This is a genomic window from Pseudomonas sp. FG98 (genome assembly GCF_057808595.1).
The window spans coordinates 42,838-68,340 of record NZ_JBMDIJ010000027.1; the positions used below are offsets into that span (position 1 = coordinate 42,838).

Consider the following 25,503-nt stretch of genomic DNA (forward strand, 5'->3'; position numbering starts at 1 on the left):
GCAATCAACCTCACAATTGATAACTGAAACTCACGGTAAACCGCGGCCGCCGGTTGAAACTGTCGAGGGCGATATCGGACATCGGCTTGGCCACCTCCAGGGAGATGTTGTAGTACTGCGCATCGCCAAAGCGCAGGCCCAGCGCTGCCGAGGACATCTTCGAGTCCTGGATCTGCTGCTCGTTGAACCAGGTCTTCGCGGCATCGAACACGATGTAGGGCTGCAGCAACTTCACCCAAGCGCCATCGCGGCGGAAGCTGTAGTTGACCTCGTAGGCCGCGCCCCAGCCCTTGTCGCCGGAGGCCTGGTCCACCGGGTAGCCACGGCCGAAGTTCTGTCCACCGAATACCGCCCGCTCGCTGTCGGGCAGGTTGTCGTCGGTCCAGTACAGCGCGGCGGAGGCCACGCCCTGCCAACTGCCGAAGAAGCGGTCGCTCTGCACGCCGGATACGCGCAGGCGGAAGAAGTCCAGGTCGTAACCGGCATCGGTGTTGGCGCCAAAGCGATCGAAGCCCTGGTAAACACCGGCGCTGATGATCCGCAACTGGGTGTCCGTCGCCTTGCGCCAGTCGCCTTCGAAGGCCAGGGCGCGGATATCGGTGCTGGTGTTGATTTTCAGCGGGAAGCCGACGACGCGATAGTCCGTGGTGTCATCCACCGCATAGAAACGCGCCGACAGGCTGAACCACTCGTTGGGCGCGGCGATGATCGGGTGGCTGAGGCCGATGGAGTAGCGATCGTTTTCCCGGTGCTGCTTGAGATCGATACCGCCCTGCAGGCGCACCACCGCGCTGGGATCGCTGCGGTAGCGCGACGCCGACAGCGCCAGTTGCGTGCCTTCGCTGTCCAGGTACTGTGAGTAGTCGACCCGGTAGTAATGCTCCTTGTCCTCACCCGGAGGAAACAGGGCGCTGACGCTGAGCTGTTCAGCCATGGCGGTCTGCGAGTTGCTGCTGGCGCCCAGCAGCACCTGGATGTCATCGCGGCTGCTTTCGTTAAGGCTCATCGTGGTGGTGAAAGGCTTGCGCGATGCCTGGACGAAAAGCTTGCTCGCGCCGTCGGTGGTATTGGGCGGCGGTACCCTGGCCTGCACCGTGACGCCCGGGGTACGGGTCATGATCGCGGTGTAGCGATCGAAGGTCTTGCGGGTCAGTGGCCGTTCGGCCTTGAGCTTGTCCACCAGCTTGTCGAGGTAGCCGGAGACCCGGCCGATATCGCCCTGCACTTCGTAGTCGCTGACATACCCCTCGACCAGCACCACCCGCAGCAGCCCGCCGGCAAAGTCCTGGATCGGCAGGAACGCGTAGGACAGCAGGTAACCGTCCTGCTGGTAGCGCTGGGTCACGCGGCGGGTAGCTTCGATCAGTTCGCCGATGGTCGCTTCGCGGCCGATCACGTCCTTGAAGTTTTCTCCCAGTTCGCTGAGCGGGTAGACCGTACCGCCCTCGATACGCACCTTGCGCACCAGCACCCTGGTGCTCATCAACAGCGCCTCGGCTTGCGTTGGCGCGGGAGCGGGGACCTGCAACTTCGGTGCGGTCGGCCGAAATGCATCTGCCGGCAGGTTGGGTGCCGGCAGATTTCGTTCGGTATCGTTGCTGTTCAGAAAGGTTGGGAGCGGCTCGGCCTGTAGCGCGCTGACCCAGGAAAGACTCACCAGCGCGATTGCCATCGATCGCATAGGGCACTCCATCGTCCTGAAAAGTACGAGGGAACCAAGACGGTTCCCTCGTCAGACTCAAGCGTAGGTGTTGCCCGAAAAATCGTCTAACCGATGATGGCTTTTTTACTTCTTGCCGCCCAGCAGGCCGGTGCCCAACAGACCACCGCCGCTGGTGGTGGTACCGCCGGTAGCGCCGGTGACTCCACCGAGTACCCCACCCAGGATGCCGCCAGTGCTGCCCGTCGTGTTGGTAGCACCGCCGGTCACGCCGCCGAGGACGTTGCCGACCGTACCGGTTACGCCACCGACCACCCCGCCCACGGTGCTAGTAACGCCACTCAGTGCGCCGCCGCTGGTGCCGGTAGTGCCGCCAGTCACACCGCCAAGAGTGCCGGTCACGCCGCTGACCACGCCGCCCAGGGTACCGGTGACGCCACTCAGTGCGCCGCCACTGGTGCCGGTGGTACCGCCAGTCACGCCGCCCAGTACGCCGCTGACAGTGTTGGTCACCCCACCTACTACACCGCCTACCGCATCGGTCACACCACCCAGGGCGCCGGTTGCTCCGCTGGTACCGCCAGTCAGGCCGCCGACCACATTACCCACGGTGCTGGTCACGCCGCCCAGAACATCGGTCGCTCCGCTGGTACCGCCAGTCAGGCCGCTGACCACATTACCCACGGTGCTGGTCACGCCACCCAGAGCACCGCTGGTGCCGCCGGTAGCACCGGTCAGGCCACCCACCACGCCGGTCACCGCGCCGGTCACGCCACCCAGTCCACCAGAGCCGGTGGTGCCGCCAGATGTACCGGTGTTGGAACCAGGCGCCGCAGTGTTTTGCGTGATACCGCTCAGGACACCGCCCACGGTGGTGGTGAGACCACCCACGGTGCCAGGCACTCCGCTGCCGGACAGGCTATCCACCACACCACCGACAGTGCTGGTGACACCGCCGACTACGCCACCCAGGCCGGCCAAGCCACTGCCCTGGGAGTCGCCGAGCAAGGTGCCGCCAGTAGAGCCAAGGACGCCACTGGCGCCGTAGCCCGATTGGTTGACAGTACCGGAGGAGCCGGAAATAGGCGCCATACCACCCAACAGCGCGCCTACATGCTGCATCGCCGGGTTGTCGCTCTGTCCAATCGCATTGCCCAGGGAGGCCGTCAGGCCACCGACGCTACCCAGCAGGTCGTTGACCGGAGCGGCCAGCCCGGTGGTTTCACCAACTGTTTGAGTGATGCCGGCCACGGTATTCACCACTGGCACGAGCACCTCTGCCACAGGCTTGACCACAGCGGCGGTCTGGTGCGCCACGCCGTGGTCTGCCACACCATCGCCACCCGCCAGCTGGCCGCCTACGGCGACTGCGTCGCTAGCATTGGCCACGCTGATGCCGACCGTACCCAGCGGGCTTTGCCCTGCGGCTTGCCACACGCCGAGACCGACACCACCCAGCACGCCGGTGACGGTACCGACCACTCCATTTTTGTTAGTACTTGATGTGCCACTGGTAGCACCTTGGGTCAGGGTGGTACCCACCGTGCTGACCAGGCCACCGACGGTGCCGAGGACACCGCTGTCGTTGCCGGCGCCGCTCACCGCACTGCCGACGTTGTTCACGACGCTGCCGACCTGCTCGACAACACCACCCACCGGCGAGGTCAGGTTGGCCGCCGAGCCCAGGCTGGTAACCACGCCGTTGGCCAGGGCTACCACAGGAACCGCGACATTGGTTACTTGCGAGGTCACATTACCCAGGGCACCGGTGCCAGTCTGGGTGCTGAGGGTATCGCCGAGCATGGTCACCACCTGGTTGACCGTGCCGCCGACCACCGGCAGTTGCTCGATGGTGCCGCTGCCGACCAGGCCCTGGGTACCGCTGCCCAACTGAATCACGCCACCTTTGACGCTTTCCAGGGTACTGCCGATGGCGTTGTTGCCGGCGCCCAGTTGATTGAGGGTATTACCGATACTTGCCGTCGTGCTGGTGACGGTGTTGCCGGTCGAGGAAAGCACGGTGCCGACACCGGTATCACCCAGTACGGGCAAACTGGTCACGGCGGCGCCGACGCTGCTGACCGCGCTGCCTGCGGCGGCGCCGACATCGGCGATCAGGCCGCTGCTGGAGGAAGTGCCAGTACCGCCGGACGAGCCAGTGGAGCCACTGCCGGTGCTGCCAGAACCGCTGGAGCCGCCGCTGGCGACACCAGAGCTGCCCGTACCGCCACCGCCGCCGCCGCCCGAACCACCACTGCTGGCAGTGCTGCTGCCCGAGCCGGAGCCACCGCCGGTCCCGCTGTCGGTGCTGGCGGTGCTGCCATCGGTGCTGCTGGTGCTGCTGTCGGCTGCCGCACTGTCGGCGGACGCCGGGGAAGAAGAACCGTCCACAACGCTATGAGAACCACCGCCACCGCTGCTGCATCCTGCCGAGAGGCTTACAGCCATCACCAGTGCCAGTGCCGAACTTGCTTTCATCCACGCTTGAGTGTTCATGGCGACTCCATTGCTTTCGCTGCCGCTGCTTTATGTGTGCGGAGAGCTCCAGGAACGAAACCTCCGCGTCGGTGCAGCTATCTCAGTCCGGCAGGCGTGGAGTCACAATTCTGAACTTGGTATTAACCCGATATATACGTTGTTGATGGCAAAAAAAGCCCTTCAAATTCAATGACTTGAAAGGGCTCCTCGGCCTGGATGATGGCACTTCGACTTTCGCGCTATAACCATTTGACGGGTATCTGGCGCCAGACAGCCGTGTCGACGCGCCCCTTTTGCAGAGGCGCTCTATCGGTTTCAGTCGCTGACCTGGAAGGTCAGGCGGGCGGTCTGGCCGCTGGCATCGAGCACGCTCAGTTCGTATTGCCCGGCCGCGTCGAAACGGGTCTTGAGCACTTCCTGGCCAGCGGTTTCGCCCAGCGGCGCGCCATTGAGGAACCACCAGCGCTGGCCATCGCCGCCCAGCGCCGAGATATCCAGCAGCAAGGCGTCGCGGCTGGTGGCCGGACGCCTGAGCTGATCGCCCTGGCGCACACCGACGATGGACAGCGGCGGCGCGCTGGCCGGCACCTGCGGCGGGCAAGCCGGATCGATGGCCGGCAGCCGCGCTTCGCGGCGCTCCACCCGGTTCAGCCAGGGCTCCAGCGGCGCAGGCCACAGGGCGACATCCCGCGACTGGGCGCCTGGGCAACCAGCATCGACCCGCAACCCGCGCTCGTTGACCCAGACCTTTTCCAGCAGTCCGACCCCCAGCGGCTGGTCCTGCGCCAGCAAGGTCGGCGGCGTGGTGCCATCGAGGGTCCAGGCGAAGCGCTGGCGCCGACAATTGCCATCGCTGCGCGCCAACGACTGACCCAGCGGCCAGCAGATCGCGGCGACGCCGACGCTGGCCGGAACTGGCGGCACCGGGGTGCGGATACCGCGCTGACTGTCGCGGTTGCTCAGCACATCATGGACCTGGAGCATCAGCGGCGCCGCCGAGGCCAGGCCGAACTGGCCCGGCACAGGGGTACCGTCAGGCCGGCCGATCCACACGCCGATCAGGTAGCGCGGACCGACCCCGATCGACCAGGCATCGCGAAAGCCGTAGCTGGTGCCGGTCTTCCAGGCCAGTTGCGGGCGCTGTACCAGCTCTGCATGAGGATCGCGGTCCGGCCGGGCCTGGCCGCTGAGAATCCGCCGGACGATCCAGGCTGCCCCCGGCGAGAGCATGCGCCGCTCCACCAGCGGCGCCTGCGGTTGCAGGCGCAGGCCAGCGCTCATGCCATCGCGGGCGAAGGCGCTGTAGCCGGCCACCAGGTCCTCCAGGCGGCTGCCTCCGCCGCCGAGGATCAATGACAGGTTCGGTTCGGCCAGGGCCGGCAGGCTGATGGGGATGCCACCGGCGCGCAGTTGCGCGGCAAAGCGCTTGGGCCCGTAGGCTTCGAGCAATTGCACGGCCGGCAGGTTGAGCGACAGCGACAAGGCCGAGCTGGCCGCGACCGGTCCGCTGAAGCCCATGGAGAAGTTGCCGGGGCGGTAGTCGCCGTAGCGGCGCGGCACGTCCTGCAACAGCGATTCGGAATGGATCAGACCATCGTCCATGGCCATGCCGTAGAGGAACGGTTTTAGCGTCGAACCCGGCGAGCGCCAGGCGCTGATCATGTCGACATGGCCAAAGCGGCGCTCGTCGTTGAGGTCCACCGAGCCGAGATAGGCGCGCACCGCCATGGTCTGCGACTCGACCACCAGGATCGCTGCGGAGGTGCGTTCGGGCAGGCGCGCACGCCAGCCGGCGAGGAGGTCTTCGAGGCGGCGCTGCAAGCTGGCATCGAGGGTGGTGCGGATCAGCGGCGGGCTGTCCGGACGGTTCAGGCGCCGTGCCAGCAACGGGGCCAGCGCCGGCTCCTGGCGTGGGGCGAGAAGCAGGGGTTCCTCCATGGCTTCGCGGATCTGCTGTCGAGGCCAGACCTGATACTCGCCAAGACGCTGCAGGACCTTGTCCCGTGCCGCCGTGGCGCGCTGTGCATGGCGGTCCGGGCGCAGTCGGCTGGGAGCCTGGGGCAGTACCGCCAGCAGCGCCGCCTCGGCCGGGGTCAGTTGTTGCGGCGACTTGCCCAGGTAGGCCCAGCTCGCCGCCGCCACGCCTTGCAGGGTGCCGCCGAAGGGCGCGCGGTTGAGGTAGATCTCGAGGATCTCGCGCTTGGACAGGTGCCACTCCAGTTGCAGCGTGCGCCACAGTTGGCGCAGCTTGCCGGGCAAGGTCCGTTCATGGGGATCGAGCAGGCGCGCCACCTGCATCGACAGGGTGCTGCCGCCGGACAGCACCCGGCCGCCGGAGAGGTTCTGCCACGCAGCACGGCCGAGAGACAGCGGGTTGACCCCGGGATGGCTGTAGAACCAGCGGTCCTCGTAGGTCAGCAGCGCTTGCAGATACAGCGGCGAGACCTCGTCCACCGACACCGGATAACGCCACACGCCATCGGCATCGGCGAAGCGCCACAACGGCGTGCCGTCCTCGGCCAGCACCACCCGGGCCAGGTCGTCGGCGGGCAGTGGCAGCGGCCAGATCCGGTCGGCCAGCCACAGCAGCGCCACCAGGCCCAGCGCGGCCAGGGCCGCGATACTCGCCAGGCGCGCCTTGCGCCCCCGTGGCAGGGCTACGCTGAACACGAACGGGAACCGCAGCGGCCCGCAGATGGCCAAAGGCTGGGATGCAGCACCAATGCTGTGACGATCATCAGGACACGACCATGCAGGTAGAAGGCTTTTTCGAGTGGCTGGGGCAGGCGCTGGGCGCCGCAATCAAATTCGTGGTGGACCTGCTGAGCGGCCTGTTCGCCATGCTGGCCAATGCCGGAGGCAACTTCATCGACGGCCTGGCTCGCACCCTGGGGATGGATACCTCGCTGATCAGCATCCTGATCCTGCTGATCGGCTTGCTGTTGCTGTATTCGGCGGTCAGGGCGTTCATGCGGGCATCGGTGATTGCGGGGATCATCTGGGCACTGCTGGGGTTGTGGGTGTTGAGTTGGGTGGTGCGCTGAGCAAAAGCATCGCTGGCAAGCCAGCTCCCACAGGGATCGCGCCGGGCACAGATACTGTGGCTGACCCAGAATCCTGTGGGAGCCGGCGTTGCCGGCGATGAGGCCCTCAAGGGCTCAGCGGCCCTTGATCACCATCTCCCCGGCACTCGCCCCCACCGCCTGCCAATCCGGCCGGTACATCGATTCCACCTGCGGCGGCGGCACCCGGTAGCTGCCCGGGGTCACCGCCCGCGCCAGGTACAGCAGATGGGTGGTGCCATAGCCATCCAGGTTCAGTGCCGCGACATAACGGTCATCACGGTATTCCTGGTGCACCACGTTGGCGTTCTCCATCGCCTCGCGCCATTGCTTCACCGCACTGCTGGCGTTGTCCAGGCTGGCGGCGCTTTGCGCGAGGTTCTGGTTTTCCAGCTCCAGGCCCGCTGGCAACAGGTCGACTACCAAGGCATCCGGCACCCGCTCCTTGGCCTCGATCGCCAGGTGCACCAGCACCAGGTCGCCACTTTCCAGCGATTTGAGATCCAGCGCCTGGCCATTCATGCCCAGGTAGTCGCGGCGGATGGTCATGTTGTTGCCACTGGCCGGCGGCGCCTGGCGCGGGTAGCCGGACAGGGTCAGGCGTTGATACAGGGTCTGATCGCCTTCGTTGCGCAGGGTCAGCGGCGAGGCCAGCAGCGCGCCTTCCAGATGCAGGCCGGACTGCTGCGGATTCAGCTCGCGGACCTGCCCGGCGCTGTCCAGTTGCGCGCTCCAGTTGCTTTCCGGCTGCTGGGCCAGGCCACGCCCGGCGAGGAACAGCGCATTGCGCTCCTGGGTCGACAGCCACGGGCTGGCCGCCAGTTGGTCGGAGAGCTTGAACAGGCGATCCGGGATGTCCTTGCTCGCCAGCTTGTACTCGTCGAGCAGGGCGATGATCAGCGCCTGGTCACGCAGCGCACTGCCGTAATCAGCCAACCAACCCTTCTCGCGACCGGCCGCCAGACCGGCCAGCAGCGCCTGGTCGGCGCGTGGCTTGTCGCCCATGGTGTCGAGGGCGATGGCCAGTTGCACCAGCGGCAGGCCGGAACGGGCATCGGCACGTCGCTCGAACAGGCTGCGCAGCGCACCCAGCGGCGCCTGCTTGCTGCGCGACAGCACCAGCGCAGCGTAGGCCTGTACGGCAAAGCGGCTGTGCTCGGCGTTTTCGCTGTAGTTGACCTCGATCAGGTTGCGCTCCTGCACATAGCGCAGCAGGCGCTCGCTAGCCTTTTTCAGCGCTTCCGGCGGCACGGCGAAGCCCTGGTCGCGGGCGCGCAGGAGGAAGTCGGTGATATAGGCGGTCAGCCAGTATTCCTCGTCGCCGTCGGAGCTCCACAGGCCGAAACTGCCGTTGTAGCGCTGCATGCCCAGCAGGCGCTCGATGCCCATCTCGACCTTGCGCTTGCGCTCGTCCGCCGGCTCGCCGGTCAGGCCCAGGCGCTTGAGCGTCGCGGCGTCGGCATACAGCGACGGGTACAGGCCGCTGGTGGTCTGCTCGGCACAGCCATAGGGGTAAGCCTTGAGCGCGCGGATCTGCTCGGCCAGGTTCAGCGGCGGACGGCTGGACAAGGCCAGGGTGCCCTCCAGTCCGGCCTGTTCGAAGGTCGCCAGGTCCTGCTCCGGCAGGGTCCAGGGCTCGCCGCCGTTCAGCGCCACGCGGTAGTGCTTGAGCTGCGCCGGGTAAGCCGGGCGGATGCCCAGGGTCCAGTCGCGGGAGAAGCCGGTGTCGGTTTCACCCGGCAGGACCAGGCCGTCGACCCGCACGGTGATGCGGCCCTGGCCGTAGCCGCCGGTGGCCTGCACCGGGATCTTCAGGGTGACGCGCTGGCCCTGCTTGAGCTTCAGCGATTGGTGCGAGGCGCCTTGCAGGTCCAGTTGACCCTCAGTGGCAACGGCCACGGCGAGGGTCTGCTCCTGACCGGACAGGTTGGACAGGTCCAGGGCCAGGCTGGTGCGGTCGCCGCCGGCGAGGAAGCGCGGCGCCGACAGCTCGGCGATCAGCGGCGCGGCCACCACGGTCTTGGCCTCGGCCACGCCGAAGCGGTCTTCGCTCCAGGCCTGGGCCATCAGGCGCAGTTCGCCGTTGAAGTCGGGAATATCCACTGTAGCCTGGCCCTTGCCTTCGGCATCCAGGGTCACCGGCGCGCTTTGCAGGGCAACGATGGTCACGCTGGTGTCCGGGCGCTTGCCACCCTTGGCCATGCCGGCGTCACCACCGAAGGCCAGGCTGGCCAGGCGGCCCTGCCCGGCTTCGATCAACTGGCCATAGATATCAAGCTGGTCGGCGCCGTAGGCCTTGCGTCCGAACATGCCGGTGAACGGGTCCGGAGTGACGTAGCTGGTGATATTGAGGATGCCCACGTCCACTGCGGCCAGCAGTACCTGGACCTGCTTCGGCACGCTGCCGTCGGCATTGCGCGCCTGGATGTTCACCGTCAGTGGGTGCTTGGGTCGCATCTTCTCTGGCGCTTCGAGGGTGACCGCCAGCTTGCGCTGGGCGCGGTCCAACGGCAGGTGCAGCACGCCCACCGCGCGCTTGGGCGTGACATTGGCCTTGCGCTCGCCGGGACGGATCACCAGGGCGCTGACATAGAGGTCATGGCGCGCCCATTTCGGGTCCAGCTTGATGTCGAAGGCCTTGCCCTCGGCCGGCACGTCGATCTCCTGCCACCACAACGGGCCATCGCCCCCTTCGACCATGAGGTAGCCCTTGCCGGCGGCCGGCGGGGTGACGGTGACCTTGGCCGTGTCACCATCGTTGTAGGCCGGCTTGTCCAGGGCCAGGCGTACCTGGTCGGGACGCACCGCGCCGCCGTCGGCGTTGTCCTGGGCGCGATAACCGGCCCAGAAGCGCAGGCTGCTGGTGACGCCGGTTTCCGGGTCTTCCACTTCGACCCGGTACGGGCCCCACTCCACCGGGAAGCTCAACTTGGTGGTGCTGCCCTTGGGCACGCTGACGCTCTGCTCGCTTTCGGTGAGGTATTTCTCGTTGAAGTTGTAGCTCCAACCGTCGCTCTGCGAGTAGTTCCAGTAGTAGTCGCGGCGCTCGCGGACCAGACGCACCCGCAGGTTGTCGGCGGCCAGCTTGTTGCCGTCGCGGTCGGCCATCAGCAATTCGACTTCCACCGGTGCATCGCCGTCGGTTTCCTCGCCATCGAACAGGCCGCGCAGCCCCGGCAGATGATCCGCCGGCCAGATCGGCTGCTCCAGGCGCCGGGTGATCGGCCGGCCACCGGACTCCTGCAGACTGGCCTGCACCGTCAGTTGCAGCGGCGAGCGGGCTTCGGCCCATTCGCTGGCGACGCTGATGGTGGCCTCGCCGTTGGCGTCGAGGGTGGACTCTTCCAGCTCCAGATCGTGGCTGAGTTCGCCTTCGGTCACCGAACCAAACTGATAGCCGGGCAGCGCCGGCACCGCTTCGCGCAGCGGGCGCACGTAGACCTGGCCGCTGAGGCGATTGCCCGCCGCCGGGGCGCCGTAGAGGTAGCGACCGTTGACGCTGATTTCCGCCGTTTCATCCGGGCTCAACGGTGTGTCGCTGCCCTTCAGCTCCAGGGCCAGGCGCTCGGGCAGGAAGTCCTCCACCAGCACTTCGTAGACCTGCTTGCGCCCGCCCCCCAGGTCGAACAGCAGTTGCCAGCGCCCGGTCGGCGCTTCGCCGGCCAATTGCAGCTGGTACTGGTAGAAGCCGTTGGCATCCGCCTCCCAGACGAACTTGCGGCTGACCTGCTCGTCCGGGCGGCGCACTTCGACATTGATCGGCTGGCTCTTCACCGGCTTGCCGTCCTGGTCGCGCAGCAGGCCGTTGAGCAGCACGGTCTCGCCGGGGCGATACAGATCACGCGGGCCGAAGACGAAGAGTTGCAGCGGATTGGCCTGGGGGCCGGTGACGGTGAATTCGGAGAGGTCCAGCGCGGCGCTGTTCAGGCGCAGCATCGTGGTATTGGCACCCTGGCGCGCCAGCAGCACGTCGGCCTTGGGCGGCAGGGGCAGTTGCGCATGGCCGTCGCTGTCGGTCTTGCCCTGGGCGAGGACCTTGCCGTCGTGGTCGAGCAGGTCGAGGTCGATGGACCCGAGGGCCTTGCCGCCTTCAAGCGCTTGAGTGAACACGTCCAGGCGATTGCTGTAGCGGTGCACCGACAGGCCGATATCGCTGAGGGTGAACAGGGTTGCCGGCTGCGAGTAGTTGTAGGTGCCGGCCTCGCGCATCACCGCCAGGTACACCCCGGCTTCCTGCAATGGCTTGATCCCGGCCATGGGCAGCAGCAGGGTTTCGCGGGTGTTGGCCGCCGGGTTCAGGTCGAAGCGTCCGGCGTACACCAGGTCGGCCATCGGCAGCAGGTCGCGGGCCTCGTAGCTTTGCAGCGAACTGCTGCGGCCCCAGGAGCCGAGGAAGGTCGGCAGCGACTCGGGCTTGATGCGGAAGAACTCCACCTCGACCTTGTCCACGTTCAGGGCGATCACCGGCAGGCCTTCGGCAAGGCGGGTCGGCAGCAGCGAACCGCGGCTGGCGAAGCCGATGCTCGGCTCCATGTCGCGGGTTTCCAGGCGGCTGACATATTCGTTGGCCAGCGAGTTGCCGTTGACGCTGCGCAGGCCGGCGTCGATGGTCAGCACCAGCTTGCGCTTGGGCTCCAGATGGCGCAGACGCAGTTCCATGCGGTTGTCGGAGAGCTCCCAGGCACCGTCGACCTTGCCCTTGGTGGTGTCCACCAGATGCAGGCGCTCGGCGAAGCGCTGGTCGGCTTCCAATGGTGCGGAGAAGGTCACCGACAGCGCGCTGGCGCCATCGACCTGCACTTCCGAGACATCCACCACGTTCAGTTCGCGGCCGGCATAGCGCTGGGCCAGGGTCGCATCGTCGACCTTCGGTGCGCTGGCTGCGGCAGCGGCTTTTTCAGCCGGCGCCGGGGCGGGTTTGTCGGGGGAAGACGAGTCGCAGGCACTCAGCAGCGCCAGCGCACAGGCCAGCCACAATCCTTTGTTCAGCATGGGAGGAAACTCTTCGGCAGCAGGGGCAGACGGGAAACTATATATCAAGGTCCGCGGTTTCACCGGGGACCGATGCCGAGGTGAGACAGGGTTCACCCGGCAAAGTGCCGCGGGATGGGTAGAATGTCGCCCACCTCTTCTATGCGAAGGACCGCTTCATGCCCGCGTTGCTCACCGACTGGCGCCACCGCCCCACCCACCACAAGGTCTGGGCCCTGGCCGCGCCGATGATCCTGTCGAATATCTCGGTGCCACTGGTGGCGCTGGTCGACAGCACGGTCATCGGCCACCTGCCCCATGCCCACCAGCTTGGCTCGGTGGCGGTGGGTGGCAGCCTGTACACCCTGCTGGTGGCGGTACTGGGCTTCCTGCGCATGGGCTCCACCGGCTTCGCCGCCCAGGCCGCCGGGCGGGCCGACGGCGACGGCTTGCGCCAGGTGCTGCTGCAAGGGCTGAGCCTGGCGCTGCTGTTTGCCTTGCTGCTCGGCTTGCTGGCGATCCCGCTGAGCCACCTTGCCCTCGGCCTGATGCAGCCGGGCGCGGACCTGGAACAAGGCACCCGCGACTTCTTCACCACCCGCCTGCTCGGCCTGCCTGCGGCGCTGGCCACCTACGCCCTGGTCGGCTGGTTCCTCGGCACGCAGAACGCCCGGGCGCCATTGGCGATCCTGCTGACCACCAACCTGCTGAACATCGTCCTCAACCTGTGGTTCGTCCTCGGGCTGGACTGGGGCGTGGTGGGTTCGGCGCGCGCATCGGTGATCGCCGAATGGGTTGCCGCCCTGCTCGGCCTGGCCCTGACCCGACCGTCCTTGCGTGCCTATCCGGGACGCGTGATCTGGGCGGCGCTGGCGCGCTGGCAGAATTGGCGGCCGATGCTCAGCGTCAATCGCGACATCTTCATTCGCAGCCTGGCCTTGCAGGGGGTGTTCTTCCTGATCACCGTGCAGGGCGCGCGCATGGGCGAAGCCACGGTCGCCGCCAATGCCCTGCTGCTCAACGGCCTGCTGCTCACCGCCTACGCCCTGGATGGCCTGGCCCATGCGGTGGAAGCGTTGTGCGGGCATGCCATCGGCGCTGGCGATCGCGCGGCACTGCGCCGCTCGCTGACGGTCGCCAGCGGCTGGTCGCTGATCGCCAGCCTTGGCTTCGCCGTGTTGTTCCTGTTCGGCGGACATTTGTTCATCGCCATGCAGACCGATATCCCCAGCGTGCGCGAAACCGCCTTCGAATACCTGCCGTACCTGGCCCTGCTGCCGTTGATTGCGGTGTGGAGCTATGTCCTCGACGGCCTGTTCATCGGCGCCACACGCGCTCGGGAAATGCGTGATGCCATGCTGCTCAGCGTGCTCATCGCCCTGCCCTTCGCCTGGCTGGCGCGGGATCTGGGCAATCATGGGTTGTGGTTGGCGTTCCTGCTGTTCATGGCGGTGCGCGGGGTGACGCTGGGGGTGATGGGGTGGCGGTTGCAGCGGCGGGATGGGTGGTTTGGTTGAGGTTCGAAGCTGTTGGGTAAAAAGTGATAATTTCACTGGATTCACTATTTTCAGCATTCGCTGAAATAAAACAAAACAGTGAAATTCTTGCTAGATTTCAGTAAATCTAGGAGTTTCAACAAATGCTGAATACACCTGACTTACTGAAAATCCCGAACAACGCTGGCGAGCTGGCGCTGAAAGCCCTGCTAGAGCAGGTCTCTGTCGTGGATGCCGTGAACGTCATTCCAAACGACGGCGCAGTCAACAGCGTCGACTTCACTGTGGAAATTCGCTCGAACGGGATCACTTACAGACTAGCCTGCGAAATCCTGTCGAACGGCCAACCCCGGTATGCCAGCAGCGCCATGCTGCATTTACGACACGCCATCATTCAGGAAGGCGATAGAACTGTCCCTCTGTTGGTAGCGCCGTATCTCTCCCCGGCGACTCGAGAAACCTGCAAGAAAAACCATGTCTGTTACCTAGACATGCAGGGCAATGCCTGGATCTCGTTTGGTGGAATTTATATCGACCGCGAGGTAGCGGAGCGCCCCAGAACCGAAAAGCGCGAGCTCAAGTCACTGTTCAAACCACGCTCGGCCCAAGTGCTGAAAGCCCTGTTGCATGACCCAGAAAAAAGCTGGCGAGTCATCGAATTGGCCAAGGCAACGGGAGTCAGCCTGGGGCATGTGAGCAACGTTCGCAGCGCATTGCTGGACCGGGAGTGGGCCGCCAAGGGTACTGAGGGCATCTATCTGGCGAACCCGGATGGTCTCCTCGATGCCTGGCGGGAAAACTATGAAACCGCGTCAGGCACTCGCAAGACCTACTACACCACCCTGCACGGCATAGCCCTGGAAAAGGCCGCACGAGAGGCCTTGGCCAAAAGCAAATCGTCGTACTGGCTCGCCGCGTTTGCGTCATTCAGCGCCGCCAATTGGTTGTCCCCTTATGGACGAACCGGTACCAGCTACTTCTACGCTACCGAGTCTGGAGCCGAGGTGCTGAAAAAAGCCTTGCAACTCGCGCCTCAAGGGACGGGATGGAATGTAACCATCACTATCCCTGACGACCCCGTTGTCTTCTCGGATCTGCAGGAGCCCGCCCCCGGAGCTGTCTGCACCAGCCTGATCCAGACCTACCTTGATCTTTCGGTCGCAGGCGAGCGAGGCCTGGAGTCGGCGGAATATCTTCGGGAGCAAAGAATGAGATGGACGAAATGACGCCTACCGAGCCGCAATCCGCCCTTGATTACGATGATCGAACGTCTGGCGCAGTGAAATCCGTACTCATCGAGATCGGGCAGATCCTGGGAAGCTTCCGCGGAAAGTTCGCGGTAATCGGTGGCGCCGTACCTTGGCTATTGCTGGACAACGAAGAGATGTCCCATGTAGGAACCATGGACATCGACCTGATGCTCGATGCCCAAGCGTTGATGGATAACGAATACGCCTCACTGGTAGAGGCATTGATGGGGCACGGCTATCACCGGCAGGCAGGACGAAAGCGCTTCCAGTTGGTTCGCAGGGTTGCGGTCAATGACGGCGGCCCTGCAATCGATATCGTCGTTGACTTCCTGATGCCCCGAGGGGCAAAGATCCAGAAGCATACCCCTCCGCTGATTGACGATTTTGCGGTTCAGCGGGCCGACGGCGCGGATCTCGCAACCCGTTTTCATCAGATGGTGGAGATTACCGGCGCCATGCCTGAGGGCGGCACCAACAGAGTGGAAATCGCTGTCTGCTCCATTCCTGCGCTGTTGGCCATGAAAGGCTATGCACTTAACGGACGCCTGAAACAGAAGGATGCCTACGACGTCTATTTTTGCGTGCGCAACTACCCGGAAGGAATCGCCGGGCTCGCGCGGGACTGCGGCCGGATCCTCGAGGAACCCAGCGGTGTGAAGGGCTTCGAGTACATCAATCTCAAGTTCGCAACTTTCGACAGCTTTGGCCCCACGTCCGTCCGCCGCTTTGTCCAGGACTCGCAAATACTCGGCGAACGTACCCCTGAACAGTGGCAACAAGACGCTTTCGGCCAAGTCGATGCGCTGCTGCGTGAGTTGAAATTGCGTGGACACTGAATATGAACAGCGTGATCGTTAAATGGCTGCTCACGGGTTTGCTGTTATTGGTTGTGGCCCAGTCGATCTGGATTTTCACCCCGGATTCAAAACCCGAGCTGACCCAGATCATCAATCGCTACCCCATAGGCACCCAAGGCTCTGTGTACGAAGTTCTGAGTAGCAGCGGCGGTGCCACGGTCCCGATGACCTACCTCTACTTCATCGCAGCCCGGCAATCCGATAACCTCCAGGCGCTGAAACTGCTGGAGGACCATCACCCCTTTCTGGTCACCAAACAACCAGGAGCCATCACCGCAGTGACCGGCTTGAAGATCACCGCTCGCACCCACGACAGCGTCTACAGCTTCAGCAGTACATCGCTACTGCGGGAAGACGATGAGGTGAAACCTGTCCTCATAGATCTGACGGCCACCAGCGAGTAGCACAAAACCCTTGGGTGCTGCTGATGGCCTCATCGCTGCATAGGTATCTACACATCTTCCGGTTTACCCATACTACCCATGCGGCGCGGTCCAGGTAGGAGCTGCTTTAGCTGCGATAGACCGCGCCAGCGGTCCCGAAACCATCCCGCACGAGCCTCTGACCAAGCCGCATCATGGATTCACAGTGCCCAGTCTGCCGCGTTTCTCCAGGCTCATTGGATAGACAGGATTTGGGACCGCTGCGCGGTCCATCGCAGCTAAAGCAGCTCCTACCTGGACCGCGTCGGCCTTCGCCCAAGATGTGTAGATACCCATGCTCATCGCTGGCAAGCCAGCTCCCACAGGGTTCTCTGCCAGCCGCAGGAAGCAGGTTTGACAAAGACCCTGTGGCAGCGGGAGGCGAAACGGCTGCCCGATCAGCCCACAAAAAAGGCCCGCCCCCGAAATCCCGGGAGCGGGCCTTTTCTAAATCGGCGAAGCCTTACGACGACAGGTACGAAGACCGCGTCAGCCCCAAGCGCAATGCATCGAGGAACTGGGTCCGCTCACGATCGCTGATGCGCGCACTGGCGACCTTGTCGCGGTAGTGGGTCATCAGCTCCTCCGGCGACAGGTGCACGTAGCGCAGCATGTCCTCGATGGTGTCGTGGGTTTCGATGCCGGCGTGGTACACGCTGCCGTTCGGGTTCTGGTAGATGTTCACAGAGTCGGTGTCGCCGAACAGGTTGTGCATGTCACCGAGGATCTCCTGGTAGGCACCGACCAGGAACACACCGAGCAGGTAGTCCTCACCTTCGTTGACCGCGTGCACCGGCATGCTGGTCTCGATGCTTTGCTCGTCGACGTACTGGTTGATCTTGCCGTCGGAGTCGCAGGTCAGGTCCTGCAGCACGGCACGACGCAGCGGTTCTTCGTCGAGACGGTGCAGCGGGATGATCGGCAGCACCTGGCCGATGGCCCAGGTGTCCGGCAGGCTCTGGAACACCGAGAAGTTGCAGATGTATTTGTCGGCGAGCTTGTCGTTGAGTTCGTCGAGGACCTGGCGGTGCGAGCGCTGGCGGGCCTTGAGCGAGTTGTGCAGGCGACGGCAGACAGCGAAGTAGCACTGCTCGGCCAGGGCCTTCTCGGACAGGGTGATCTTGCCGTCGGCGTACTGCGCGGCCACATCGCTCATGTAGTGGGTGGCGCGCCAGTAAGTCTCGGTGACCATCTCGATATCGGTCGGGCCAAGCAGGTCGACCAGCCATTGCACGGTTTCCGGCAGGGCTTCCTTGTTGTCGATGGTTGGCACTTCGTCGTTGTGCTTCTCGACGTCGGTGACCTGGATCACCAGCATCGCGTGGTGCGCGGTCAGCGAGCGGCCGCTCTCGGAGAAGATGTGCGGATGCGGCAGCCCCTGGGCATCGCAGAACTCCTTGAGCATGCCGACCACGACACCGGCGTAGTCGTCCATGTCGTAGTTGATCGAGCTGGCATTGCGCGAGTGGGTGCCGTCGTAATCGACGCCCAGGCCGCCACCGACGTCGATGTGATCCACCGGCAGGCCGAGGGCGCGCAGCTCGCCGTAGTAACGGATGGCTTCCTTGAAGCCGTGCTGGTAGTCGGCCAGGTTGGCGATCTGCGAGCCCATGTGGAAGTGCAGCAAGCGGATGCCCTGGTCGAGGCCGGCGTCACGGAAACGCTGGACCACGGAAATCAGCTGGGCGGCGGACAGACCGAACTTGGACTTCTCGCCACCGGTGTCAGCCCATTTGCTCGACGCCAGCGACGACAGGCGCACGCGCAGGCCGACCTGCGGCTTGACCTTGAGCTCGGCGGCTTCTTCGATCACCAGGGCCACTTCCGACTCTTTCTCGATGACGATGAACACGTTGTGGCCGAGCTTCTGGCCCATCAGCGCCAGGCGGATGAACTCGCGGTCCTTGTAGCCGTTGCAGACGATGGTGCCGCCCTTCGGCGCCAGCGCCAGCACTGCCAGCAGCTCCGGCTTGGAGCCGGCTTCGAGGCCGATGGAGACGTTCTGCGTGGCGATGATGTTCTCGACCACCGCTTCCTGCTGGTTGACCTTGATCGGGTAGAGCGCGGTGTACTGGCTCTGGTACTCCAGGCGCGCGATGTTGGCGTCGAAGGCGCCGGTCAGCTGGCGCACGCGGTCCTGCAGGATATCGGGGAAGCGCACCAGCAGCGGCAGCGACAGGCCGCTCTTGCGCAGCTCGTCGACCTGCTCGTACAGGTCGATCGGCGCACTGCCCGGGCCGTTCGGGCGCACTTCGACACGCCCGGCTTCATTGATCGCGAAGTATCCCGCGCCCCAATGGCGAATCCCATAAACACTACGGCTGTCGGCCACGGTCCATTGGCTGCCATCGTCTTTGCGTGTGCGTCGTACGGACATCGAAGTCCCCTATAAAGAAAGTCAGATAACACCGGCCAAGCGGGATGGCGCAGTGTAAAAAATGAAAATGACGATTTCCCCTGTTCGGGCTTGGACCCTTCACAAGGCAACGAGTTTAGACGCTGGGTGAAAAGCCCCGGGTGCTCCCGGACCGCGCCCGCCCCTGACAAGCGGCGAACGACGCTGCGGGAAGCAGGCGATCAGCCGCCGGATTTCTTCGCCTTGAAGCCCTGTTTGACCAGTTCGCCGAGCAACAGCTCGACATGGTCGCCCTGGATCTCGATGACGCCGTCTTTCAACGCGCCACCGGTGCCGCAGCGCCGTTTCAGGGTGCTGGCCAGTTCCTTGAGCTGGTCTTCGGGCAAGGGCACGCCGGTGATGGTGGTCACCGTCTTGCCGCCGCGACCTTTGCTTTCGCGGCGTACACGAGCGATGCCATCGCCTTCCGGGATGACCGTTTGCTTGCAGATGCAGGCATCGATGGGTTTGCTGCAGTCCGGACAGTGCCGACCTGCATCGGTGGAGAACACCAGGCCGCCGAGGGCGGAGAATGACGAGGCTTTCTTGGCCACTTTTGATCCTCACGTTTGAGGACAAAAAACTGGTCGCCGACCCGGACGGGCCACGACCGCGAAGCCCCACTCTGGCAGGGGCAGCGCTACTGTCGCGAAGGGGTTCGCGGCAGGTTGAAAAGGCCGCGCAGTGTAACGGCAAATGTCGCGCTTGCTAAGTACAGAACTGCGCCAATTTGGACAATTTTCGCGACGTCAGGATTGACGGCCGAGCGCCCTGGCGAGTGCAGCGAGGGAGTCGGGGCAATACGGCAGTGTCTGCGACTCTTCCCAGACTACTTCCAGGTTGACGAAGCGGGCTTCGCTGACTTCTTCCGGTTGCAGTTGCAGGGGGCCGTCCCAGACTGCCGAGAACACCGCGCACCACAGGCGGTTGCCCGGCTGGTCGAAGAAGAAGCGGTCATGGGCGCGCAACTCGACGCCACTCACTCCCAGTTCTTCCGCCAGCTCACGGGCGGCCGATTCGGCATATTCCTCGCCCGCCTCCACCATGCCCCCGGCGGCCACGTCCCAGTAGCCGGGGTACAGCGCCTTGCTCAGGGTGCGCTTGTGCACGCACAGCTGGCCGGCGCCGTTGAACAGGAGGATGAAGGTGCAGCGGCCGATCAGGCCGCCTTCGCGCAACTCGGCGCGGGGCAGCGCGCCGAGCAGGGTGTCGTTCTCGTCGACCCAGGCGACCCGCTCCAGGTCCGAGGCGGCCCGATGCGCCGCCTCTTTTTCGCTGATGGTCATATCAGCCTTGCGACAGCAACTGGCGCAGGTCGATGACTGCGGCGTTGGCCCGGGAGATGTAGTTGGCCATGACCAGCGAGTGGTTGGCCCACATGCCGAAGCCGCTGCCGTTCAGCACCATCGGGCTCCACAGCGGCTCTTGCGAGGCTTCCAGTTCACGAATGATCTGGCGCACGCTGACGGTGGCGTTCTTCTTCGCCAGCACGTCGGCGAAGTCCACTTCGATGGCGCGCAGCAGGTGCGACAGGGCCCAGGCCTGGCCACGGGCTTCGTAGAACACGTTGTCGATCTGCAGCCATGGAGTTTCCACCACTTCCTCGTCGACCTGCGGCGCCTGGCCCGCGACCACGGCTTCGGTCTTCAGGTTGCTGTTCAGCTTGACCCGGCCAACGCTGGCCGACAGGCGCTGGGACAACGAACCCAGGCGGGTGGCGACGTCGCCCAGCCAGTTGTTCAGGTTGTCGGCGCGGGTGTAGAAGATGGCGCCCGAGTCACCGGCGGCCAGGCGGGTCTGGTAACGGTTGAGCGACTTGATGCCCTCTTCGAACTCGGACTCGCTCGACGGCAGGATCCAGCTCTTGTTGTCGAAGTTGAAGCGCGGCTCGGCCTTGGCCAGGTCGGCGTCTTCGGTGGACTGCGACTGGGAGCGAGCGAAGTCCTTGCGCAGGGCGCGGGACAGGTCGCGGACCTGGACCAGCACGCCGTATTCCCAGCTCGGCATGTTGTCCATCCACAGGCCCGGCGGGAAACGGTCGTTGGAGATATAGCCACCCGGTTTGTTGAGCAGGGTACCGGCAACGGTCTTGAGGGTTTCGATGGTGGTGTAGCCAACCACCATCTGCTGGCCATTGCGCTCCGCGGCGGCCTGGGCGTTCTGCTGCACGGGGAACAGGTCCGGCTCTTCGCTCCAGTACCAGCCGAGGGCGATGGTGACCACCAGGTAAACGCCGATCAGCGCACCCAGCGAACGGCTGAGCAGGCCACGGAAGTAACTGCCGCTCGCCGTCTCGCGCTTGGCGCTGCGTTCCTCGCGCGCCTCGGCGCTGCCTGTACGGTTTTTCCAGTCCAGCATGGCATGGTCCTTATTTCAGTCAGGGCATTTGCAGGGTTCGACCGCAGCATCCGGGCATTGGTGCCAGCCTCTCGCGAAACTCGGCGAAAGTGCCGGGCGGGGCGGTCCGGGTGTCGGTCACTATAAAGCAAGGGCGGAGGATCGCATAAACGACCATGGGGTCATGAACTGAATGAATCTCCGGCGTCAAAAAATTGATGCAGGACATTCGATTGCTCGGAAAGTGGTGCTAGCATAGAGCCATCACTCCAGCTGCCTCACCTTTAATAAGAAGTAGTCAGGACATGACCGAGCCAGAAGACCCGAATCGCGAGCGACTGAAGCAACACTTTGCCCAGCGGGTCATTCACCAGGCCCGGCAGATCCTGGAAATCTGGCAGCGCCTGCAACGCAGCGAATGGTCCACCGGCGACCTCGGCGAACTGTGCGAAGCCAACCTGCGCCTGCAACGCTACGCCGAGCGTTTCGAACAACCGGAACACACCCAACTGGCCGAAGCCATCGGCCAGACCCTGGAAGCGGTCGAGGCCAACAGCGCACGGCTGAGCAGTACCCTGATCAGCGAACTCAACCGCCTGATGCAGCGCCTGTCGCGCACCGGCCTGCGCCAGGGCGACCGCCTCGAACAGACCGCCCTGCCCCCGCTGCGCAAACCGGTCTACATCATGCTCCAGGACCACGAGCGCGCCGAGCGCCTGGCCAAGCAACTGGAATTCTTCGGCCTGGGCGTCGAAGCCCTGGCCAGCGCCGACGCCTTCCGCGCCTCGATGAGCGAGCGCCTGCCCTCGGCCATCGTCATGGACGTCGATTTTGGCGGCCATGGCCAGGGCCTGGTCCTGGCCGAACGCGCCCAGCAAGGCCTGGAGCAGCGCGTGCCGCTGCTGTTCTTCAGCCTGCACGAAACCGACACCCCGACCCGCCTGGCTGCCGTGCGCGCTGGCGGCCAGGAATTCCTCACCGGCACCCTGGAGGCGTCGAGCCTGCTGGAGAAGGTCGAGCTGCTCACCAGCGTTACCCAGTACGAGCCGTTCCGCGTGCTGATCATCGATGACTCCCGGGCCCAGGCCCTGCACACCGAGCGCCTGCTGAACAATGCCGGGATCGTCACCCGCACCCTGACCGACCCGATCCAGACCATGGTCGAGCTGGCCGACTTCCAGCCCGACCTGATCATCCTCGACATGTACATGCCGGCCTGCACCGGCACGGAGCTGGCCAAGGTGATCCGCCACAACGACCGTTATGTCAGCGTGCCGATCATCTACCTGTCCGCCGAGGACGACCTGGACAAGCAACTGGACGCCATGAGCGAAGGCGGCGACGACTTCCTGACCAAGCCGATCCGTTCGCGCCACCTGATCACCACGGTGCGCAACCGCGCCGCCCGCGCGCGCAACCTCAAGGCACGGATGGTCCGCGACAGCCTGACCGGCCTGTACAACCACACCCATATTCTCCAGTTGCTCGAAGATTGCAGCTTCCGCGCCCGCCGCGAGAGCCGGCCGCTAAGCTTCGCCATGCTCGACATCGACCATTTCAAGAAGGTCAACGACAGCCACGGCCACCCCATGGGCGACCGGGTGATCAAGAGCCTGGCGCTGTTCCTCAAGCAGCGCCTGCGCAAGACCGACTTCATCGGGCGCTACGGTGGCGAGGAGTTCGCCATCGTCATGCCCAACACCGATATCGCTGCCGCGCACAAGGTGCTCGACGAGATCCGCCAGCGCTTCGCCGAGATCCACTATCCCGCCCAGCCGCAGGACCTGTTCTGCACTTTCAGCGCCGGTGTGGTGGCTCTCGACGATGGCCTCGATGCCCTGACCATGGCCACCGCCGCCGACGAGGCGCTGTACCGCGCCAAGGGTGCCGGACGCAATCGGGTGGTGCGGGTGGAGGCGTGAAATCAAATGGCCACTTTTTTTGACCGAAGCGCCGGGTTCGTCATAACCGCGTCATAAAATCGCAATAACTTCAGTGCCTTGCCTTCCTGCCGTTGGTAGTCACGCACATGCGCCTGAAGCTGCTCACCAATCTCAATACGCTGTTGCTGGTCCTCGTCTGCCTGGCCCTGGGCGCCACCCTGTGGTGGTCGCAGAAGGCCCTGGAGCGTCCCTATCTGTTGATGGAGCGCTACCTGGGCCTGTCCCAGCAGTTCCAGAACCAGGTGGCGCGGAATATCCAGACCTACCTCGGCAGCGGCGACGCCCTGCAACACGCCACCGCCTTGCAGGCAACCCAGGACCTTCAGGAAGAGCTCAAGCAACTGCCCGAAGACCTGGCCCAGAGCGTACGCCCCAGCCTGGACAGCCTGGCCATCTTCGCCAGCAACGAGCTGCTCGCCGCCGGCAAGCTGGCCGGTGATCCCCAGGCCCTGCTGCTGCAGGCCGAGCGCGAACTGGGCGCCAACCTGGAGCAATGGCTGCGTTACGCGCAGAACGGCAACAACCCGGAAGGCGCGCGCTACACCACCCCGCTGTTCGAAGCCGGTCTGCACCTGAGCCGACTGTCCCTGGCCCGCGACAAGCTGGTCAGCAGCGGTCGCCCGGAGCTGGCCGAGGAAGTCGAGCGGGAACTGAACCTGATCGCCGAGCAGGCGAAGATCCTCGACGGCCTGCCGCTGCTCGGCGTGAAGGAGGCCAGCGCCTCCGGCTCCGACGATTTCGCCGCGATGATGGGCCTGGCCAGCGAGAGCAAGAGCGAGGCCGAAGACACTGCCATCGGCCTGCGCCGCGAACTGAACAGCCTGATCAACCGCTACCCGGCGGAACTGCAACGCACCCGCGAACTGATCCAGCGCCGCGGCGAACTGGCCGCCACCACCAGCGCGCGTATCGCTGCGGTACAGCAGGCCATCGCCGACCTGGAACCGGGCGTGCGCAGCCAGCACGGCCAGATCCAGAGCGAAGTGCGCCTGATGCAGGGGGTGATGATCGCCCTGATCCTGCTGATCGCCCTGGTCATCGACCGTCTGCAACGACGCCTGGCACGGGTGCTCACCGCCCTCGATCCGGCGTTGTCGGCCTGGGCGGGTGGCGACTTCAGCCAGCCCATCGACCTGCCACCGAGCAACCGCGAGATGCACGATATCCAGGACTCGCTGAACCGCCTGCGCGACTACCTGGTGGAACTGGTCGGGACCATCCGCCACAACGCCGAACAGGTCGCCGGCAGCAGCCGGGCCCTGGCCGGCATGAGCAGTGCCTTGCACGACGGTGCCGAGCGCCAGGCCGGCGACACCGCACAGATTCGCGATGCCCTGGGTGAGCTGGAAGCCACCATCGTCCAGGTCGCCGGCGACGCCAGCCAGGCCGCCGATGCCAGCCGCCAGGCCGGCGAGGCAGTGGAACAGGGCCAGGCGGTGATCGGCCAGAGCCTGACCGGCCTGCGCAAGCTGGTCGACGAGGTGCAGGGCAATGCCCAGGTGGTCGAGGAACTGGCCCAGGAGTCCGCCACCATCGGCAGCGTGCTGACGGTGATTCGTGCCATCGCCGAACAGACCAACCTGCTGGCCCTCAATGCTGCAATCGAAGCGGCCCGGGCCGGGGAAATGGGCCGCGGTTTCGCCGTGGTCGCCGAGGAAGTCCGTTCCCTGGCGCAACGCACCACCGGTGCCACCGGCGAGATCCAGACCCTGATCAGCCGCCTGCAGCAGGCGGCGCAGGAATCGGTGCAAGGCATGCGCGCCCAGCTCGAACATGCCGAGGCTACCGCCAACCAGGCCCAGGCGGCGGATGGCGCACTGGATGAAATCGTCACCGCGATCCAGACCATTGCCGATACCGCCGTGCGCATTGCCGATGTCACCGCGCAGCAGAGTGGTGCGGTCAGCGAGATCCGCGATCACAGCGAGCGGATTCATGGGCTGGGTGAAGATAACTTGCAGCGGATCGGTGAAGGGCGGGATCAGGGCGAGCAGTTGTTGCGGTTGGGTGGTGAGCTGAATACGGCGGTTCGGGCTTTCCGTTTGTAACGGCCTGACACAAACCATCGGTGCGGCGCGGTCCAGGTAGGAGCTGCTTTAGCTGCGATGGACCGCGCTAGCGGTCCCAAAACCATCCCGCACGAGCCTTTGACCAAGCAACATCATGGATTCACCGTGCTCGGTCCGCCGCGTTTCTCCAGGCTCACTGGAGAGTCAGGATTTGGGACCACTGCGCGGTCCATCGCAGCTAAAGCAGCTCCTACCGGGACCGCGTCGAACACAGATGTTGTGGCTGGTCCAGAACCCTGTGGGAGTCGGCATTGCCGACGATGAGGCCATACGCCTCGACATCGATCCTGCTGGTCTGTGTTGTTCTTGCGGGCCTCATCGCTGGCAAGGCCAGCTCCCACAGAGACCGCGTCGAACACAGATACTGTGACTGGCCCAGAACCCTGTGGGAGTCGGCATTGCCGACGATGAGGCCATCCGCCTCGACATCGATCCTGCTGGTCTGTGTTGTTCTTGCGGGCCTCATCGCTGGCAAGGCCAGCTCCCACAGAGACCGCGTCGAACACAGATACTGTGACTGGCCCAGAACCCTGTGGGAGTCGGCATTGCCGACGATGAGGCCA

15 protein-coding genes are annotated in these 25,503 nt (G+C 64.8%); 7 read left to right on the forward strand and 8 right to left on the reverse strand.

Translation table 11 applies throughout. The features are described 5' to 3' along the window. Window positions 1–10: 10 nt before the first annotated feature. The 3 genes from ACODSK_RS17230 to pbpC form a co-directional block, all read right to left on the reverse strand. Window positions 11–1,681, reverse strand: a complete 1,671-nt coding sequence (locus tag ACODSK_RS17230) for a ShlB/FhaC/HecB family hemolysin secretion/activation protein (RefSeq protein WP_489017810.1) — start codon at window positions 1,679–1,681, stop codon at window positions 11–13. A gap of 105 nt (window positions 1,682–1,786) precedes the next feature. After that, the gene (locus ACODSK_RS17235) at window positions 1,787–4,156 is read right to left on the reverse strand and encodes a beta strand repeat-containing protein (protein ID WP_489017811.1); all 2,370 of its coding nucleotides are present in this window, start codon (window positions 4,154–4,156) and stop codon (window positions 1,787–1,789) included. A gap of 297 nt (window positions 4,157–4,453) precedes the next feature. After that, a complete protein-coding gene (gene pbpC / locus ACODSK_RS17240) occupies window positions 4,454–6,808 on the reverse strand; it encodes a peptidoglycan glycosyltransferase PbpC (RefSeq protein ID WP_489017813.1) in 2,355 nt (784 codons plus the stop codon). An 80-nt stretch (window positions 6,809–6,888) separates the two neighbouring features. On the opposite strand from pbpC, the gene ACODSK_RS17245 reads away from it, so the two are divergent. Further along, a complete protein-coding gene (locus ACODSK_RS17245; RefSeq protein WP_489017814.1) occupies window positions 6,889–7,182 on the forward strand; it encodes a hypothetical protein in 294 nt (97 codons plus the stop codon). A gap of 114 nt (window positions 7,183–7,296) precedes the next feature. Here the strand turns inward: ACODSK_RS17245 and ACODSK_RS17250 are convergent, their stop codons facing one another. Further along, entirely contained in the window at window positions 7,297–12,192 is a 4,896-nt protein-coding gene (locus tag ACODSK_RS17250; protein WP_489017815.1) for an alpha-2-macroglobulin family protein, read from the reverse strand. 158 nt (window positions 12,193–12,350) lie between these two features. Here ACODSK_RS17250 and ACODSK_RS17255 point away from each other — a divergent pair, with 158 nt between their 5' ends. From ACODSK_RS17255 to ACODSK_RS17270, 4 genes are all read left to right on the forward strand, one after another. After that, window positions 12,351–13,688 (forward strand): MATE family efflux transporter, encoded by a 1,338-nt coding sequence (locus ACODSK_RS17255; protein WP_489017816.1) that lies wholly within the window; start codon window positions 12,351–12,353, stop codon window positions 13,686–13,688. 122 nt (window positions 13,689–13,810) lie between these two features. After that, window positions 13,811–14,893 carry a type IV toxin-antitoxin system AbiEi family antitoxin gene (locus ACODSK_RS17260; protein WP_489017818.1) on the forward strand — a complete coding sequence of 361 codons (1,083 nt, stop codon included), beginning with the start codon at window positions 13,811–13,813 and terminating at the stop codon, window positions 14,891–14,893. Beyond that, window positions 14,881–15,753: a nucleotidyl transferase AbiEii/AbiGii toxin family protein gene (locus ACODSK_RS17265; RefSeq protein WP_489017819.1), complete on the forward strand. Its 873-nt coding sequence runs from the start codon at window positions 14,881–14,883 to the stop codon at window positions 15,751–15,753. Before ACODSK_RS17260 ends, ACODSK_RS17265 begins: the two co-directional genes overlap by 13 nt. Window positions 15,754–15,755: 2 nt before the next feature. Next, window positions 15,756–16,178: a hypothetical protein gene (locus ACODSK_RS17270; RefSeq protein WP_489017821.1), complete on the forward strand. Its 423-nt coding sequence runs from the start codon at window positions 15,756–15,758 to the stop codon at window positions 16,176–16,178. Window positions 16,179–16,659: 481 nt separating this feature from the next. Here the strand turns inward: ACODSK_RS17270 and speA are convergent, their stop codons facing one another. From speA to ACODSK_RS17290, 4 genes are all read right to left on the reverse strand, one after another. Beyond that, a complete protein-coding gene (gene speA, locus ACODSK_RS17275) occupies window positions 16,660–18,573 on the reverse strand; it encodes an arginine decarboxylase (RefSeq protein WP_489017823.1) in 1,914 nt (637 codons plus the stop codon). 200 nt (window positions 18,574–18,773) lie between these two features. Then, window positions 18,774–19,145, reverse strand: a complete 372-nt coding sequence (locus tag ACODSK_RS17280; RefSeq protein WP_489017825.1) for a translation initiation factor Sui1 — start codon at window positions 19,143–19,145, stop codon at window positions 18,774–18,776. Between the two features lie 195 nt (window positions 19,146–19,340). Beyond that, window positions 19,341–19,877 (reverse strand): NUDIX hydrolase, encoded by a 537-nt coding sequence (locus ACODSK_RS17285; RefSeq protein ID WP_489017826.1) that lies wholly within the window; start codon window positions 19,875–19,877, stop codon window positions 19,341–19,343. Between the two features lies 1 nt (window position 19,878). Then, window positions 19,879–20,949 carry a DUF2333 family protein gene (locus ACODSK_RS17290; protein WP_489017828.1) on the reverse strand — a complete coding sequence of 357 codons (1,071 nt, stop codon included), beginning with the start codon at window positions 20,947–20,949 and terminating at the stop codon, window positions 19,879–19,881. A 284-nt stretch (window positions 20,950–21,233) separates the two neighbouring features. On the opposite strand from ACODSK_RS17290, the gene ACODSK_RS17295 reads away from it, so the two are divergent. Further along, window positions 21,234–22,850 (forward strand): diguanylate cyclase, encoded by a 1,617-nt coding sequence (locus tag ACODSK_RS17295; RefSeq protein WP_489017830.1) that lies wholly within the window; start codon window positions 21,234–21,236, stop codon window positions 22,848–22,850. Window positions 22,851–23,071: 221 nt separating this feature from the next. Beyond that, window positions 23,072–24,919 carry a methyl-accepting chemotaxis protein gene (locus ACODSK_RS17300; RefSeq protein WP_489017834.1) on the forward strand — a complete coding sequence of 616 codons (1,848 nt, stop codon included), beginning with the start codon at window positions 23,072–23,074 and terminating at the stop codon, window positions 24,917–24,919. The last annotated feature ends 584 nt before the right edge of the window (window positions 24,920–25,503 follow it).

Coding starts and splice junctions, on each gene's coding strand:
- ACODSK_RS17230 (WP_489017810.1), bottom strand. CDS start 1,681: ATGCGATCGATGGCAATCGCGCTGGTGAGTCTTTCCTGGGTCAGCGCG.
- ACODSK_RS17235 (WP_489017811.1), bottom strand. CDS start 4,156: ATGAACACTCAAGCGTGGATGAAAGCAAGTTCGGCACTGGCACTGGTG.
- ACODSK_RS17245 (WP_489017814.1), top strand. CDS start 6,889: ATGCAGGTAGAAGGCTTTTTCGAGTGGCTGGGGCAGGCGCTGGGCGCC.
- ACODSK_RS17250 (WP_489017815.1), bottom strand. CDS start 12,192: ATGCTGAACAAAGGATTGTGGCTGGCCTGTGCGCTGGCGCTGCTGAGT.
- ACODSK_RS17255 (WP_489017816.1), top strand. CDS start 12,351: ATGCCCGCGTTGCTCACCGACTGGCGCCACCGCCCCACCCACCACAAG.
- ACODSK_RS17260 (WP_489017818.1), top strand. CDS start 13,811: ATGCTGAATACACCTGACTTACTGAAAATCCCGAACAACGCTGGCGAG.
- ACODSK_RS17265 (WP_489017819.1), top strand. CDS start 14,881: ATGGACGAAATGACGCCTACCGAGCCGCAATCCGCCCTTGATTACGAT.
- ACODSK_RS17270 (WP_489017821.1), top strand. CDS start 15,756: ATGAACAGCGTGATCGTTAAATGGCTGCTCACGGGTTTGCTGTTATTG.
- speA (WP_489017823.1), bottom strand. CDS start 18,573: ATGTCCGTACGACGCACACGCAAAGACGATGGCAGCCAATGGACCGTG.
- ACODSK_RS17285 (WP_489017826.1), bottom strand. CDS start 19,877: ATGACCATCAGCGAAAAAGAGGCGGCGCATCGGGCCGCCTCGGACCTG.
- ACODSK_RS17290 (WP_489017828.1), bottom strand. CDS start 20,949: ATGCTGGACTGGAAAAACCGTACAGGCAGCGCCGAGGCGCGCGAGGAA.
- ACODSK_RS17295 (WP_489017830.1), top strand. CDS start 21,234: ATGACCGAGCCAGAAGACCCGAATCGCGAGCGACTGAAGCAACACTTT.
- ACODSK_RS17300 (WP_489017834.1), top strand. CDS start 23,072: ATGGAGCGCTACCTGGGCCTGTCCCAGCAGTTCCAGAACCAGGTGGCG.